Origin of the sequence: Candidatus Limnocylindrus sp. (genome assembly GCF_040397215.1) — a bacterium.
Taxonomy (GTDB): domain Bacteria; phylum Chloroflexota; class Limnocylindria; order Limnocylindrales; family Limnocylindraceae; genus Limnocylindrus.
In genome coordinates this window covers 1-13,615 of sequence record NZ_JBBAWK010000019.1, presented here as the reverse complement: position 1 = coordinate 13,615, position 13,615 = coordinate 1, and the positions used below count along the sequence as shown (strand labels likewise).

Below are 13,615 nucleotides of genomic sequence, written 5' to 3'. Positions count from 1 at the left end.
GCTTCGCAGGGGCCTTCTTCGCAACGGCCTTCTTCGCCGTCTTGCGCTTGGCCTTGCGCTTCGCAGGGGCCTTCTTCGCTACGGCCTTCTTGACCGTCTTGCGCTTCTTGCGCTTGGCTGGGGCCTTCTTCGCAACGGCCTTCTTCGCCGTCTTGCGCTTGGCCTTCTTCTTGGCAGGGGCCTTCTTCGCAACGGCCTTCTTCACCGTCTTGCGCTTGGCCTTCTTCTTGGCTGGAGCCTTCTTGGCTACGGCCTTCTTCGCTACTCGCTTCTTAGCGACCTTCTTGGCAGCAGGCTTTCGCTTCGCAGCGGCCTTTCGCTTCTTTACAGCCATGTGTGTACCTCCACTCTGACTAGCCCGTACTTCGGACTGTCATAACTTCACCCCATTGTTGGGGCTTGTGGAAAACTAAAACACAATGTGGATAACTGCAAGCGTAAATTTTCGATTTCATGCGTGCGGCCCCCCTTGACCCCTCGGTTTACGAGCTGCTGATAGCCGGTCGCGGCATGGGCTGGCGCCTAGCGCGGGGCAAATCCCCTTTTGGTAGGGGGTGTTTTGTGCGGAATCAGCACTCTGGCCCGCTCAGATGAACGCAGAGGCCCCTATTACCGCCGCCGCACGCGAAACCTGTGCGTATGGGGTGAAGTTGTGCGTGTTTTTGCGCTGTCGCCCCGCTTCGTGGCGCATTTGCCGCCCTGCGACGATGCAAGGGGCTCCGATTTTTGTGTGCAAATGCCGCTGTCTTGACCCACGACGCGCGCCGCCGTAGAGTTCGGGCATGGCGAACCGCTTCTACTTTCGATACCCGGCATGACCAGCCCAGACGCGTAAGCGTTTGACCGGCGGTCCGGCCGGGATGTGAGCAGGGGGAGACCTCTGCTCTTTTCTTTTCCCCCAGAAGTGGCGCCAGGGAGTCCGCCAAGAGAGTGGAGTGACCAATGTTTGTACGAATCAACCAGTCGGCAACTGCTGAACAGATCGCGGCGATCCGTAACCGTGCCACCGAGGCCGGTCTCGCCGTGTACGACGAGCCATCTGCGCGCGGGTTGACCCTCGCCCTGCTCGGTCCGAAGGGCTTCGACGAAAAGTTAGGTGAGCAGATCGCCGCACTGCCCGGCGTTGACGCTGTGGCGCGTCCATCCCGCGCCTATCGCTTGAGCTCGCAGGAGTTCCGCGAGGAGCCAACGATCGTCAAGGTGCGTGATGCGGTCATTGGTGGGGGCTCACTGACGCTGATGGCGGGGCCATGCTCGATCGAATCACGCGAACAGCTCTTCGAAGTCGCGGCGGGCGTCGCCGCTGCGGGGGCAACGCTGTTGCGCGGTGGTGCCTTCAAGCCACGCTCCTCGCCGTACGCCTTCCAGGGGCTCGGCCTCGAGGGACTGCGACTCCTCGCCGAGGCGCGCGAGCGCACCGGGCTCCCAATCATTACCGAAGTGATGGAGCCGGCGCAGGTCGACATGGTTGCCGAGTTCGCCGACGTGCTGCAGATCGGCACACGCAACATGCAGAACTTCTCGCTGCTTAACGCCGTTGGGCGCACGCGCATGCCGGTGATGCTGAAGCGCGGCCTCTCGGGCACGATCGAAGAGTGGTTGCTTGCCGCCGAGTACATCCTGGCCGCCGGGAACCGCCAGGTGATCCTCTGCGAGCGCGGCATTCGCACCTTCGAGACGGCGGCGCGCAACACGCTCGACCTGAACGCGGTGCCGATCTTGCGACGACTCACGCATCTTCCAGTCATTGTCGACCCGAGCCACGCCACGGGGAAGCGTTGGATGGTGGCGCCGATGTCGTACGCCGGCGTTGCCGCTGGAGCCGACGGGATCATGGTCGAGGTGCACCCGAAGCCCGAAGAGGCCTGGTCCGACGGCGAGCAGTCCCTCACCCTGCCGATGTTCTCGCGCCTTGCCGGCGAACTGCGCACCATTCACTCCGTCGTCTCGCCGCTGCACGCAAATCCGGGCGAGGCCTTGGGGCGATGAGCGATCGTCTGCGCGGCGAGCTGCGCCTTCCGGGCGACAAGTCGATGAGCCATCGCGCGCTCCTCTACGCCGCACTCGCCGATGGCGAGACGCTCGTGGTTGGCGCGGGCGACGGCCATGACGTGCGCTCCACGGCGGGCATCATCGCCGCGCTCGGCGCCTCGGTTATGCGCGAAGCGGCTCAGCCTGGTGACGCACCGGGCACCGCACGTTGGCGCGTGCGCTCTGGCGGACGTGGATCTCTGCGTGCGGCCACTGCGCCGCTCGATTGCGACAATTCGGGAACCTCGATGCGACTCGGTGCGGGCCTCGTCGCCGGCGTACCTGGCGTACATACGTTGACGGGTGACACTTCGCTGCAGAGTCGACCAATGGCGCGCGTTCTTGAGCCACTCGCCGCGATGGGCGCGGTTGTGAGCGGGTCGGGCGAGGCGGGCACGCGCGCGCCACTCACTATTAGGGGTGGTGCACTGCGCGGCGCCACGTGGGCACCAGCCACACCAAGCGCACAGGTAAAGGGGTGCGTGCTGCTTGCCGCGTTGGCGGCAAGAGGCGAAAGCACCTATCGCGAGGCGGTGGCAACGCGTGATCACTCCGAGCGCATGCTCGTGGCACGCGGCGCTTCGCTGCGGACCACTTTGGATGGGAGTTGGGTAAGCGTCGTGATTGCCCCTGGCGAGCTCTCTGCCCTCCCACTGGTCACCATTCCGGGCGATCCGTCGTCGGCCACCTTCTGGCTGGTGGCGGGGAGCCTGCACCCCGACGCCGATTTACTCATTCGCGGCGTCTCATTGAACCCCACCCGACGTCACGCCATCGACCTGTTGCAGCGCATGGGCGCCCGTATCGACGAGTTTCCTGCCGCCGATGACGGCTCTGGCGAGCCGGTTGGAGACCTGCGCGTCCGCAGTGCGGCCCTCCACGGCATCGACATGACGCCAACCGACGTTGCGCTGGCCATTGATGAGGTGCCGATCCTCTCGTTGGCAGCCGCCATGGCCACCGGCGCAACGAGCATTCGCGGCGCTGGCGAGCTGCGCGCCAAGGAGAGCGACCGGATTGCCGGCGTTGCGGCCGGACTTGCAGCGCTTGGTCTGACGATTTCGGTGACGGGCGACGATCTGCACTTCGTGGGCGGCGGCCGACCAGCCGCTGGCTTTACTGAGTCACTCGGCGACCACCGCCTGGCGATGACCTTTGCCATTGCCGGCCTGGTGAGTGGCGCCGCGGTTTCAGTAGATGACCCTTCCGCTGCGGCCGTTAGCTACCCCACCTTCTATGACGACATGGCGCGCATCGGGGCCGCAGCATGAGCGGGCGACGCATTCTCCTCTTAGGGCACCCGGTGGAGCACAGCCTCTCGCCCGCTTTTCAGCAGGCGGCGTTTGATTCGATCGGCCTGCCGGTTCGCTATGAGGCGATGGATGTAGCACCAGCTGATTTGGCGCGCGTCGTAGCCGAGTTGCGCGCCGACCCACTCGTGATGGGGGCGAACGTGACGGTGCCGCACAAGGAGAAGATTGCGCCGCTCCTCGACTCACTCACCGACGACGCCGTACAGATTGGCGCCGTCAACACCATCACTCGCGCGGGGAGCCGACTTGTTGGTCGCAATACCGACGCGGCGGGCTTCCGCGGCGCGCTCGACGGCCTGCTCGACGGTCGACGCACCCCGCGCCATGCGCTGGTTCTCGGTGCTGGTGGCGCAGCAAAGGCGGCGATCTCGGCACTCGTCACGGCAGGTGTTGCGCAGATCTCCATTGCCAATCGCCATCTCGCCCGCGCCGAGCGCCTCGTTGCCGAAGTGCGCAAGGCTTCGCCACACCTCACCGTGCGCGCCGCACCGTGGCACGAGGGGCTCCTTATTGAAGAGGCGCAGATTGCGGGACTCGTGGTGCACGCCACCACGCTCGGCTTGAGTGACGGGGCCCTGCCACTTCCGGCGGCGGCCTTCCGCGCCGGTCAGTTCGTGATCGACGTGGTGTACGCGCCTGGCGAGACGGCGCTCGTGCGCACGGCACGCGCCGCGGGCGCGGAGGCAATTGATGGACGTGAGATGTTGCTGCTGCAGGGTGCGGCGGCCTTTGAACTGTGGACGGGGCGACCGGCCCCTATTGCGGTGATGCGCGAAGCGTTTGACACTGCAGCGAAGCAGAACGCGAAGTAAGGGGGGAAGATCATGGCCTTTCGATTCTTGACCGCAGGCGAGTCGCACGGACCAGAGCTCGGCGTGATTGTTGAGGGTATGCCCGCGGGTGTTCCGCTGACCGAAGCCGCCCTCGAGATTGATATGCGACGACGCCAGGGCGGCTATGGCCGCGGCGCTCGCCAAACCATTGAGCAGGACCGCGCGCGGATTCGCAGCGGCGTCCGCCACGGCGCAACGCTCGGCTCCCCTATCCTGCTACTGATTGAGAACCGCGACTGGGAGAACTGGACCAGCGTGATGCAGGTCGCCCCACTGAGCGCCGAGGAGGCGGCGGCCATCGCCGCTTCGGCAGCAGAGGGCACAAAGCGTGCGATTCCGGTGACGCGAGTTCGCCCCGGGCACGCCGACCTTGCTGGTGCACTGAAATACGGCTTTGATGATGTGCGCAATGTTCTGGAGCGTGCCTCAGCGCGCGAGACGGCGGCACGCGTTGCCGCGGGTGGCGTCGCCAAGGCGCTGCTCAACGCACTCGGCATTGAGATCTGGTCGTTCACCGCCGAGGTTGGCGGTGTGGCGGTGGATCCGGCCAACTGCACGCGCACGCGCGACGAGGCCGACGTGAGCCCGCTCCGCTGCCCAGACCCCGCCGCAGAGGAGCGCATGATTGCGCGCATCGACGAGGCACGCACGGCTGGAAATACCGTCGGGGGGATTTTTGAGGTTGTGGTGAAGGGGCTCCCGATGGGGCTCGGCAGCTACGTGCACTGGGACCGCCGACTCGACACTGCGCTCGCTGGGGCGATCGCCAGCATTCAGAGCGTGAAGGGTGTGGAGTTCGGCCTCGGCTTCGAGCAGACACGCATCTTCGGCTCCGAGGTTCATGACGTGATCGAGGGTCGTTCGGCCGACGGCAGCTGGGTGCATCGCACCAATCGCGCTGGCGGCCTGACGGGTGGCGTTTCTAATGGCGAACCGATCGTGGTGCGCGGCGCGGTGAAGCCGATCAGCACCTTGGCGCGACCGCTCCCATCTGCCGACCTCATCACTGGCGACAAAGTCGAGAAGGCGCACTACGAGCGCTCCGACATCAGCGTCGTTCCTGCGGCTGGCGTGATTGGTGAGGCCATGGTGGCACTCGCGATCGTGCCGTTCCTGCTCGAGAAGACGGGGGGCGACTCACTTGCCGAGATTCAGGCGAACCTCGCAGCACTCCGTGCCCGATCCGCAGCGCCACGCACCGCCCCATCGGCGGGCGGTACGAGCGCCGGCTCCGGCGGCGACGACTAAGTTGTGATGCAGGCGCCGCGCGATCTTGCACTCGTTGGCCTCCCTGGCGTGGGGAAGAGCTCACTCGGCAAGCGCCTCGCAGCGAAGCTCGGCGTCCCCTTCCTTGATACCGACCGTGCGGTGATCGCGGAGACGGGCGTGAAGAACGACAGCGTGGCGTCGATCTTCGAACGTGAAGGCGAGGCGGGCTTCCGACTACGCGAACGACAACTGATCGCCTCACTCGTCGCACCAGAGCCACCAGCCGGATCGATTGGCGCAGAGCTCGGCATTGGCCGCGTCGTGGCGTTAGGTGGCGGCGCAGCCGCTGACCCACGGAGTCGATGGGCGCTGCGTGAGCGCGCAATCCTCTTCTGGCTCGACGCTCCCGACACCTCGATCGCTCGACGACTGCGCACCGCACGCGTCGTGCGACCACTGATGAACCATGGTGATCCAATGGCAACGCTTGAACGTCTCCGCGGCGACCGCGAGCGCTTCTACCGACCAGGGGTGCATCTGCGCAGTACGCGCAGCCCAGGTTCGCTTGCTGACGAGGCGATCGAACTGCTGCGCACCTCTGTGCGATCAACTCGGCCGCTGCTGAATGCCGAGACGCTCTCCGGCCGCTGGCTGGTGGGCGACGGTATCGCCGTCGACGCGCTGCGTGCGCTGCTCGCTGAGCGCGGCCTCTCACGAATGGTGCTTGCCACCGAACCAAACGCCGCACGCGCCTTCGCCAATGGCCTGCGCGATGCACTTGTGACCGCTGGCATTACGGTGATTCCGCTTGAGCTGCCGAGTGGCGAAGCGGCGAAGGAGCTGCACGAGATTGGTGCCGCGGCGCAGCGACTCGCCAACGCCGGCGTGGAGCGTCGCGATCTCATCGTTGCCGTTGGTGGTGGTGCACTCACCGATGCCGCAGGGTTGCTCGCCGCCCTCTATCTTCGTGGCGTCGACTGGATTGCCGTGCCAACCACGCTCGCCGCGCAGGTTGACGCCTCACTCGGAGGCAAGACCGGTGTCGATCTGCCCGAAGGGAAGAATCTCGTTGGTGCCTTTCATCAGCCGCAGGCGGTCATCGCCGACCTTGCCGCGCTGCGCACCCTCCCTGCGCGCGAACTGGTCGCAGCTTCTGCTGAGGTGGTGAAGATTGCCCTGCTCGGCGATGTGCGCCTCTTCACCGTGCTCGAGGAGGCGGCTCCGCGACTTGTAGCTGGTGATCCAACCCTGCACGACGACGGCACCCTTGCCGAGATCGTGGAGCGCGCCGGTTGGTGGAAGTGCCGCGTTGTTGCCGCCGACGAACGTGAATCGGGCGAACGCATGAGCCTCAACCTTGGTCACACCCTCGGGCACGCCCTTGAGCAGGCGGCCGGCTATCAGAACCTGTTGCACGGCGAGGCGGTCGGCTACGGCCTCCGCGCCGCACTACAGATTGGCGTGGAGCTTGGCGTGACTCCTGCGGCGCTTGCCGCTCGTGGCGTCGCACTACTAGCTGCCCTCGGCCTCGGCGTTGCCCCACGCTCTGAACCAGTCGCTGCACTGCTGGCTGCGGCCGGTCGCGACAAGAAGGTGGCCGAGGCGAAGATTCGCTGGGTGCTCGCGAGCGACGAAGGCTACGTTATTCGCAACGATGTTCCTGCTAGCCTCGTAGAGCGCGCAGCGGCGGCCATGTTGGCTGGCAGTAAGTAGGGGGGACCCATGGCGGAGATTTCGAAGCGCATTGAACTCGCAGCGATGAGCGCACGAACCCGCGCCCACGCCGCTGGTGATGGGCTCCTGATGTTGAGCGGCCCCAACCTCAACCTGCTCGGTGAGCGCGAACCAGAGACCTACGGCACCACCACCCTCGCCGAGATCGAGGCCTCGGTTGCAACGGCGGCAGCAGCTGCTGGTCTGCACCTTGTTGATGCGGTGCAGTCGAATCACGAAGGTGAGCTGATCAACCGGCTTCATGTGCGCGACTTCTCGTGGCTGATCATCAACCCGAGTGGGCTCACCCACACCAGCGTCAGCCTGCGTGATGCGCTCCTCGCCGTGGAGCGACCCTTCGCCGAGGTGCACCTCAGTGACCCGGCAACGCGCGAGCCATTCCGCAGCGTGAACTTCGTCGAAGACCTCTGCGCTGTCACGGTGCGTGGCTACGGTGCTACCGGTTATCTGCGCGCCGTTGCCCTCATCGCAGAACTATGGAACGCCGCTCGTGCGGCGGATGGTCACCAGTGAGCGACCCCGCCGCGCGCCTGCAAGAGATTCGCGCCGCCATCGACACCATCGACGATCAGCTGCTGACGCTGCTCGCCGCACGCACCGAGCTCGCCCTTGAGGCTGGCGCGGCGAAGGCGGCACTCGGACGCGCGGTGCAGGACCCAGAGCGCGAAGCGGCACTCCTTGCACGCGTTGCCGCGCGCGGTGCGGGTGCCCTTACTCCTGATGATCTGGTGGAGTTGTGGACGTTGCTGATGGCGGCGACGCGTCGGGCGGAGTCTCAGCGCTAAATCCCGCGCAGCGCATCACCGGCAGGCGCGGGTAACGTGGGAAGCGGCCATCAGTATCTGAGAGCCCGCAGCGCATGAAGTTCGACCCACGGCCGCTCACGACGAGCCGCGCATGGATGCAGATGGAACAGAGGCCGCTACTCATGAGGCGCAGTGTGGCGCAGAGTCAGCGATTGGGGTGTGGCGGAGGGGGAGGGATTCGAACCCCCGCAGACCGTTGCCAGCCTGGGCTGTTTTCAAGACAGCTCCGTTCAACCACTCCGGCACCCCTCCACGAGGGAGTGTATCGGATGCGGCAACCCCGCTCAGCCGAAGTGGGCGAGGTGATCGGCCCAGTGGGCGCTGCTCTCCATCTTGATGACCTTCTTGAGCGGCTCCCCCTCCAGCGACGGGAAAGCCGCCGCGTCGTAGAGCTGCACCTCTGAGAGTCCCGCCGCTTCTGCGCGGAGCTCTGCCCACGCAGCAGCCTCGGAGGCACGCACCTCGCTCACTTCGCGGCCCTGGCTTTCTGCGGTGATTCTGGCATTCAGTTCGTCGAGGCTCTCCGGGGTGATCTCGGGGGTGCCGCCATCAATCAGGGTTCGAATCTCATAGGTGCCGCGTCGCTCCCACCACTCAATGTGCGCGAGCAGATCGGTACGGGTGAGATCACCGCCGGCAGCCTGTGCCCATGCGGCCGCGGGGGTTGCGGCAATGGCGGCCTCAAACTCGGCGCGGGCGGCGTCGAGTCGGGTGAAAAAGTTTTGAACGCGTTCGCTCATTGACTACTTCTGCTTCGGTGGGGCGAGATGCGTGCGCCCGCCAAGGTACGGGTGCAGCACGGCGGGAAGCTTCACGCTGCCGTCCGGCTGAGCGCCATGTTCGAGGAGCGCGGCCAGCACACGCGGCACTGCGAGCCCCGAGCCATTCAGCGTGTGCACGAGCTCTGGCTTCTCGCCAGCGGCGGTGCGGTAGCGAATCGCCATGCGGCGTGCCTGGTAGTCGCCAAAGTTTGAGCAGCTCGACACTTCGAGCCAGCGCTTCGAGCCAGGTGCCCACACTTCTAGGTCGTATTTACGCATCTGCACGAAGCCCATGTCGCCCGTTGCCATCAGTAGCACGCGATACGGCAGCTCGAGCTGCTTGAGCAGTGACTCGGCACGTGCGGTGAGCCACTCGAGCGCGGCGGCAGATTCTGCAGGGCGCTCAAAGCTCACCATCTCTACCTTGTCGAACTGGTGCAGGCGCAGGATGCCGCGTGTCTCGCGACCAGCAGCGCCCGCCTCACGACGGAAGCATGGTGTATAGGCGGCGTAGCGAATCGGCAAATCCGCACCGTCGAGGATCTCGTCGCGATGCATGTTCGTCACTGGCACCTCGGCGGTTGGCGCCAGGTAGAAACCGTCGCGACCGACCACGTACATCTGGTCTTCCTTATCAGGGATCTGCCCGGTGCCGCGCGCCGACGCCTCGTTAATCAGGATCGGTGGCCAGATCTCGGTGAAGCCGTTCTCGCGCACATGGGTGTCGAGGAAGAGGTTGATCAGTGCACGAATCAGCGCTGCGCCATCGGCACGGTACGCCGGGAATGCGGCTCCCGCCACCTTTGCACCGCGCTCCAGATCAAAGATGCCGAGCCGCTCCGCGACCACATCGTGCTCTGGTGCTTCCGCAGTGGCTGGATCTTCACCATGTGCGCCGATCGCTGGGTGCCCTGCAGGTGCCCACGTACGAATCGTGGTGTTCGCCTCGGCGCCGCCAACGGGAATATCTTCGTCGGGCGGGTTCGGAATGCGGAGCAGCAGATCTTCGAGCTGTGCCTCGGCGGCGGCGAGCTCCTTCTCGAGCCCCTCCATCTCGGTGGCAACCTTCTGGGAATCAGCCTTTAGCGACACCACCTTTGGGTCAGTGGCGGCGACTGCAGGCTTGCCGCCGAGCAGCGCGCCGACTTCGGCGGAGAGGCGCTTGCGCTCGGTGCGCAGGGTGTCCACACGAACGGAGAGGGCGCGGCGTGCGGCGTCTGCAGCGAGGGCTGCGTCAACAACCTTCGGGTCCTCGCGCTTGGCGATCGCGCCCGCGCGGAGTCGGTCGGCGTCGTCGCGGAGTCGCTGTGTGCCCACACTCATGCGCTTACCCCCTGTACCGCTGCGGCATCGCGCAGCCTGGTAAGGATAAGGGTGCGATCGATCGCTGCGAGCAGCCAACCCGCGCGCGGGCCGTTCGTTCGCCCGAGGAAGGCGGCGTAGAGCGAGGCGAAGGCACGAACCGGCTGCAAGCCAGCCTCCTTGGCGGCGCTAAATATCAGCGCTTGCCAGGCATCACCACTTCCGAGGGCGGCGGCATCGGCGGCGATTGCGGCTTCAATCTGCGGGGCGAGGGCACCGAGCCAGGCGCGCTCCTCGGCGCTGAGCGCCGCAACGGCATCGGTCGGTAGCTCTGGGCGCACCGCAATACGCGCCTCTTCGGGGGCGTAGTCACGCAACCAGTTGGTCACGGCGGCGATGCGCTCATTCAGCTCGTCTGATTCGGCGGCGGTGAGTGGGCTCCCCTTCTCAGCGGCGGCGCGCTCAATCACGTTCACACCCGGAAGCTGCAGCAACAGCGAGAGCTGACCAAATGCGGGGCGCCACGCCGCTGCAACCGCTTTCGCTGCCTCGGCGGTGCTATCCGCAATCTGGCTAAAAAACTGCAGGCGGTCGTGATCGGGTGGCAGCTCCCCACGCACCGTCTTGCCCGCGGTGGCGGCGCTGATACGGTCGTACTCATCGTGCAGGCGCGGAATCGCGTCGCTGCCGGCCGGATCAAAGTCGATGGCGTGGTTTGGCCGCGGACGTAAGAAGAGGAAGCGCAGCACTTCGGGCGGAATGGACTCGGAGATGGAGTGCACGGCGGCGCCGAGCCCCTTCGAGGTCGACATCTTCTTGCCGCCCACGTTGAGGAACTCGTACATCACGTTGATCGGCGGCTCGCGGTCGAACACTTCGCGCGAGATCGCCTCGCTGCGATCGCGTGATCCACCCTTGGTGCCGAGATCCTTGCCGCACCCTTCGATGGTGACGCCCATCAGCGACCATTTCGCCGCCCACTCCACGTTGAACGGCATTTTCGCCTTGCCGCCAAATGGCGCGAGTCGCCCCTCATGGCCGCACCCTTGCGCCCACTTCACGTAATCAGGGAGGCAGCGGTAGCGAATCGTCTCGCCGTCCCAGTCGTCGGAGAGGGTGGTGCCAACGCGGCCGCATGCCTCGCAGATCGCCTGAATCGGCAGCCAACCTGCTGGTCGCTCCACGAGGCTGACGCGCACGTAGAGGTCGCGAATCACCTGCGCTTTATCAAGCGCGGTGCGAATGAATGGATCGAGCTGCCCCGTTGGGTAGATCTCGGAGAGCCAGTAGAACTCGGGGCGAATGCCGAGGCGCGCAAACGTTGGGAAGAAGAGCGCGCCCACAAAGTGTCGCGCGTAGTTTTCGGCGCTGCTCCCCTCTGGCGCCGGGACACGCGAGAGGGGCACACCCATGTAGCGCTCGACGGCATCGGGGGTGAGGAGTGCCTGCGCATCCATCGCGTCCATGTCTTCGACGCCATAGCGGAACTGCACGGGGATGCCGCGGTCGCGCAAGGCGCGAGCGATGGCGTCGTGCATGACTGGTCCGCGGAGGGAGCCAACGTGTACCGTCCCCGATGGGGTCTTCGAGTCGTTGACGACCTGGGGCCCGGAGACACGTGCGGCGAGTTCGTCTGCCCAATACATGCTGGGAATCCTAGCGCCCGCGGCGACGGTTAGCCTCGCTGAGCGAGTTCCGTCAAGCGCTTCCGTAGGTTGCGCATCGCCGCCGCATCACGCACGGCCACGAAGAGGGTGTCGTCCCCCGCCACCGTGCCCACAATTTCGGGGAGTCGGAGACGGTCAAGAGAGGCGGCAATCGCGTGTGCACTCCCCGGGAGCGTCTTGAGCACCAAGATTGATCCCGCTACCGATGCCTCGAGTGGGATCGCACCGAGCAGAGCCTGCAGCCGCTCTGCCGAAGCAATCTCAACCGAGCGGCCTGGGGCGAAGGCGTAGGCCGGCGAGCCGCCGCGATCCACTTTGATCAGACCCAACTCCGTGATGTCGCGACTGAGCGTTGCCTGGGTTGCGGGAATCCCCTGCCGCTTGAGCGCCGTGGCAAGTTCTCGCTGCGTGCGGATCGCCTGTCGCGAAACGATATCGCGCAGGGAACGGTGCCGGACGCTCTTGCCAAGATCCACTACAGACCGCCGCGCAGCACCACGGAGGCAACCAGCACAGCGGCGAAGGCGAATCGGTACGCCACGAAGATACGCGTGCTTCCGCCCTCCAAGATGCGGAAGAGCAACTTGATGGCGAACAAGCCCGAGATAAATGCACTCACCACGCCGATGGCGAGAAGTGGCGCACTCGCCGCAAGATCTTCACTTGACTCAAGAAGGTGCTTGAGTTCAACGGTGCCAGCGCCAGCGATCGCCGGAATGCCGAGCAAGAAGCCGAAGCGTGCCGCCGCTTCACGACGGAAGCCGAGAAAGAGACCACAACTAATGGTTGCACCAGAGCGGCTGACCCCAGGCACCAGCGCCAGCGCCTGCGCCAGGCCGACCATGAGGCCATCGATCACGCCAACGCTCTGCAGCGGCCGCTCACGCGAACCGATTCTCTCCGCAAACCAGAGCAACAACGCACCCACCGTTACGGCAGCCGCAACAACGAGTGGTGTGCGCACCGCACTGTCTAGGAGATCACCAGCTGCAACGCCCAGCAGTACAGCCGGGATCGTGCCAATCACGATTGCAAGGATGAGACGCTCGTCGGCAGGTTCGCCGCGATGGCGACCGAGCGAGGTCAGCGTGCGCACTACAACGCGGGTGAGTCGCAGCACGTCACGTCGAAGTGCAACGAGTACGGCGGCAAGCGTGCCCAAGTGAATCACCGCGCCGAAAGCGCGCGATGCGAGCAGCGGATCGCTGATGCCGAAGAGATATGGGATCGCGTAGAGGTGTGCTGACGAAGAGATGGGCAAAAACTCGGTTGCACCCTGCACGAGCCCCAGTAGTAGGGCGATAAGTGCTGCAGATACCGGATCGCTACCCATTTCGCCCTCCCGCTATCGACTGCGCGCCGAGCTGGCGCCGTGGGGGCATAGCATGAGGCGGCGCCCCCTAAATGGGAAGCACCGCCTCATAGAACTGTCTGAGCGCGCGAATTAGCCGCGAATAAAGAGCGGAGCGAGCACCAGGGTGACCGTGGCCAGCAGCTTCACGAGGACGTGCAGCGATGGGCCAGCGGTGTCCTTGAACGGGTCGCCAACGGTGTCGCCAACAACGGCGGCTGCGTGGGCATCGCTCCCCTTACCGAGGACCTTCCCCTTCTCGTCCTTGAGTCCGCCCGACTCGATGAACTTCTTGGCGTTATCCCAGGCGCCACCGGAGTTGTTCAGCACCGTGGCCAGCAGCACGCCGCTGATCGTTCCCACGATCAGCATGCCTGCAACCGCTTCGGCGCCGAGCAGCACTCCTACCAGAACTGGAGTTGCCACCGCAACCACACCCGGAGCGATCATCTCGCGCAGGGCGGCAATGGTGGTGATATCAACAACGCGCGCGTAATCCGGGCGCGCCTTGTAGGTCATGATTCCAGGAATCTCACGGAATTGGCGACGCACTTCCACGATGATCGCCTGCGCCGTTCGCCCAACGGCGCGAATGGCGAGCGAGCTGA

At 65.3% G+C, this 13,615-nt stretch carries 14 protein-coding genes and 1 tRNA gene; 7 read left to right on the top strand and 8 right to left on the bottom strand.

The genetic code is table 11. The features are described from left to right. The coding region (locus AC3LCN_RS05100; protein WP_488648996.1) for a hypothetical protein at nt 1-334 on the bottom strand (334 nt) is incomplete at its 3' end. A 608-nt stretch (nt 335-942) separates the two neighbouring features. On the opposite strand from AC3LCN_RS05100, the gene aroF reads away from it, so the two are divergent. The 7 genes from aroF to AC3LCN_RS05065 are packed head-to-tail and all read left to right on the top strand — an operon-like array spanning nt 943 to nt 7,905. Continuing rightward, nucleotides 943-1,989: a 3-deoxy-7-phosphoheptulonate synthase gene (gene aroF / locus AC3LCN_RS05095; protein ID WP_488648995.1), complete on the top strand. Its 1,047-nt coding sequence runs from the start codon at nt 943-945 to the stop codon at nt 1,987-1,989. Continuing rightward, a complete protein-coding gene (aroA, locus tag AC3LCN_RS05090) occupies nt 1,986-3,302 on the top strand; it encodes a 3-phosphoshikimate 1-carboxyvinyltransferase (protein WP_488648994.1) in 1,317 nt (438 codons plus the stop codon). Before aroF ends, aroA begins: the two co-directional genes overlap by 4 nt. Continuing rightward, nucleotides 3,299-4,156, top strand: a complete 858-nt coding sequence (gene aroE / locus AC3LCN_RS05085) for a shikimate dehydrogenase (protein WP_488648993.1) — start codon at nt 3,299-3,301, stop codon at nt 4,154-4,156. Before aroA ends, aroE begins: the two co-directional genes overlap by 4 nt. Nucleotides 4,157-4,168: 12 nt before the next feature. Further along, nucleotides 4,169-5,425 (top strand): chorismate synthase, encoded by a 1,257-nt coding sequence (gene aroC / locus AC3LCN_RS05080; protein ID WP_488648992.1) that lies wholly within the window; start codon nt 4,169-4,171, stop codon nt 5,423-5,425. Nucleotides 5,426-5,431: 6 nt separating this feature from the next. Beyond that, entirely contained in the window at nt 5,432-7,099 is a 1,668-nt protein-coding gene (locus AC3LCN_RS05075) for a bifunctional shikimate kinase/3-dehydroquinate synthase (RefSeq protein ID WP_488648991.1), read from the top strand. A 45-nt stretch (nt 7,100-7,144) separates the two neighbouring features. Further along, nucleotides 7,145-7,633, top strand: a complete 489-nt coding sequence (locus AC3LCN_RS05070) for a type II 3-dehydroquinate dehydratase (RefSeq protein WP_488649000.1) — start codon at nt 7,145-7,147, stop codon at nt 7,631-7,633. Continuing rightward, nucleotides 7,630-7,905 carry a chorismate mutase gene (locus AC3LCN_RS05065; RefSeq protein WP_488648990.1) on the top strand — a complete coding sequence of 92 codons (276 nt, stop codon included), beginning with the start codon at nt 7,630-7,632 and terminating at the stop codon, nt 7,903-7,905. Before AC3LCN_RS05070 ends, AC3LCN_RS05065 begins: the two co-directional genes overlap by 4 nt. Nucleotides 7,906-8,086: 181 nt before the next feature. Here AC3LCN_RS05065 and AC3LCN_RS05060 read toward each other — a convergent pair. The 7 genes from AC3LCN_RS05060 to AC3LCN_RS05030 all read right to left on the bottom strand — a co-directional run. After that, a tRNA-Ser gene (locus AC3LCN_RS05060) sits at nt 8,087-8,178 on the bottom strand. Nucleotides 8,179-8,210: 32 nt separating this feature from the next. Beyond that, a complete protein-coding gene (locus AC3LCN_RS05055; RefSeq protein ID WP_488648989.1) occupies nt 8,211-8,666 on the bottom strand; it encodes a ClbS/DfsB family four-helix bundle protein in 456 nt (151 codons plus the stop codon). Nucleotides 8,667-8,669: 3 nt separating this feature from the next. After that, nucleotides 8,670-10,010 (bottom strand): serine--tRNA ligase, encoded by a 1,341-nt coding sequence (gene serS, locus AC3LCN_RS05050; RefSeq protein ID WP_488648988.1) that lies wholly within the window; start codon nt 10,008-10,010, stop codon nt 8,670-8,672. Next, nucleotides 10,007-11,635: a lysine--tRNA ligase gene (lysS, locus tag AC3LCN_RS05045; RefSeq protein WP_488648987.1), complete on the bottom strand. Its 1,629-nt coding sequence runs from the start codon at nt 11,633-11,635 to the stop codon at nt 10,007-10,009. Before lysS ends, serS begins: the two co-directional genes overlap by 4 nt. 29 nt (nt 11,636-11,664) lie before the next feature. Further along, nucleotides 11,665-12,132: an arginine repressor gene (argR, locus tag AC3LCN_RS05040; RefSeq protein WP_488648986.1), complete on the bottom strand. Its 468-nt coding sequence runs from the start codon at nt 12,130-12,132 to the stop codon at nt 11,665-11,667. Further along, entirely contained in the window at nt 12,132-12,989 is an 858-nt protein-coding gene (gene uppP, locus AC3LCN_RS05035; protein ID WP_488648985.1) for an undecaprenyl-diphosphatase UppP, read from the bottom strand. Before uppP ends, argR begins: the two co-directional genes overlap by 1 nt. A 111-nt stretch (nt 12,990-13,100) precedes the next feature. Next, nucleotides 13,101-13,615 (bottom strand): sodium/proton-translocating pyrophosphatase (locus tag AC3LCN_RS05030; RefSeq protein WP_488648984.1); only part of this gene is annotated, 515 nt, incomplete at its 5' end.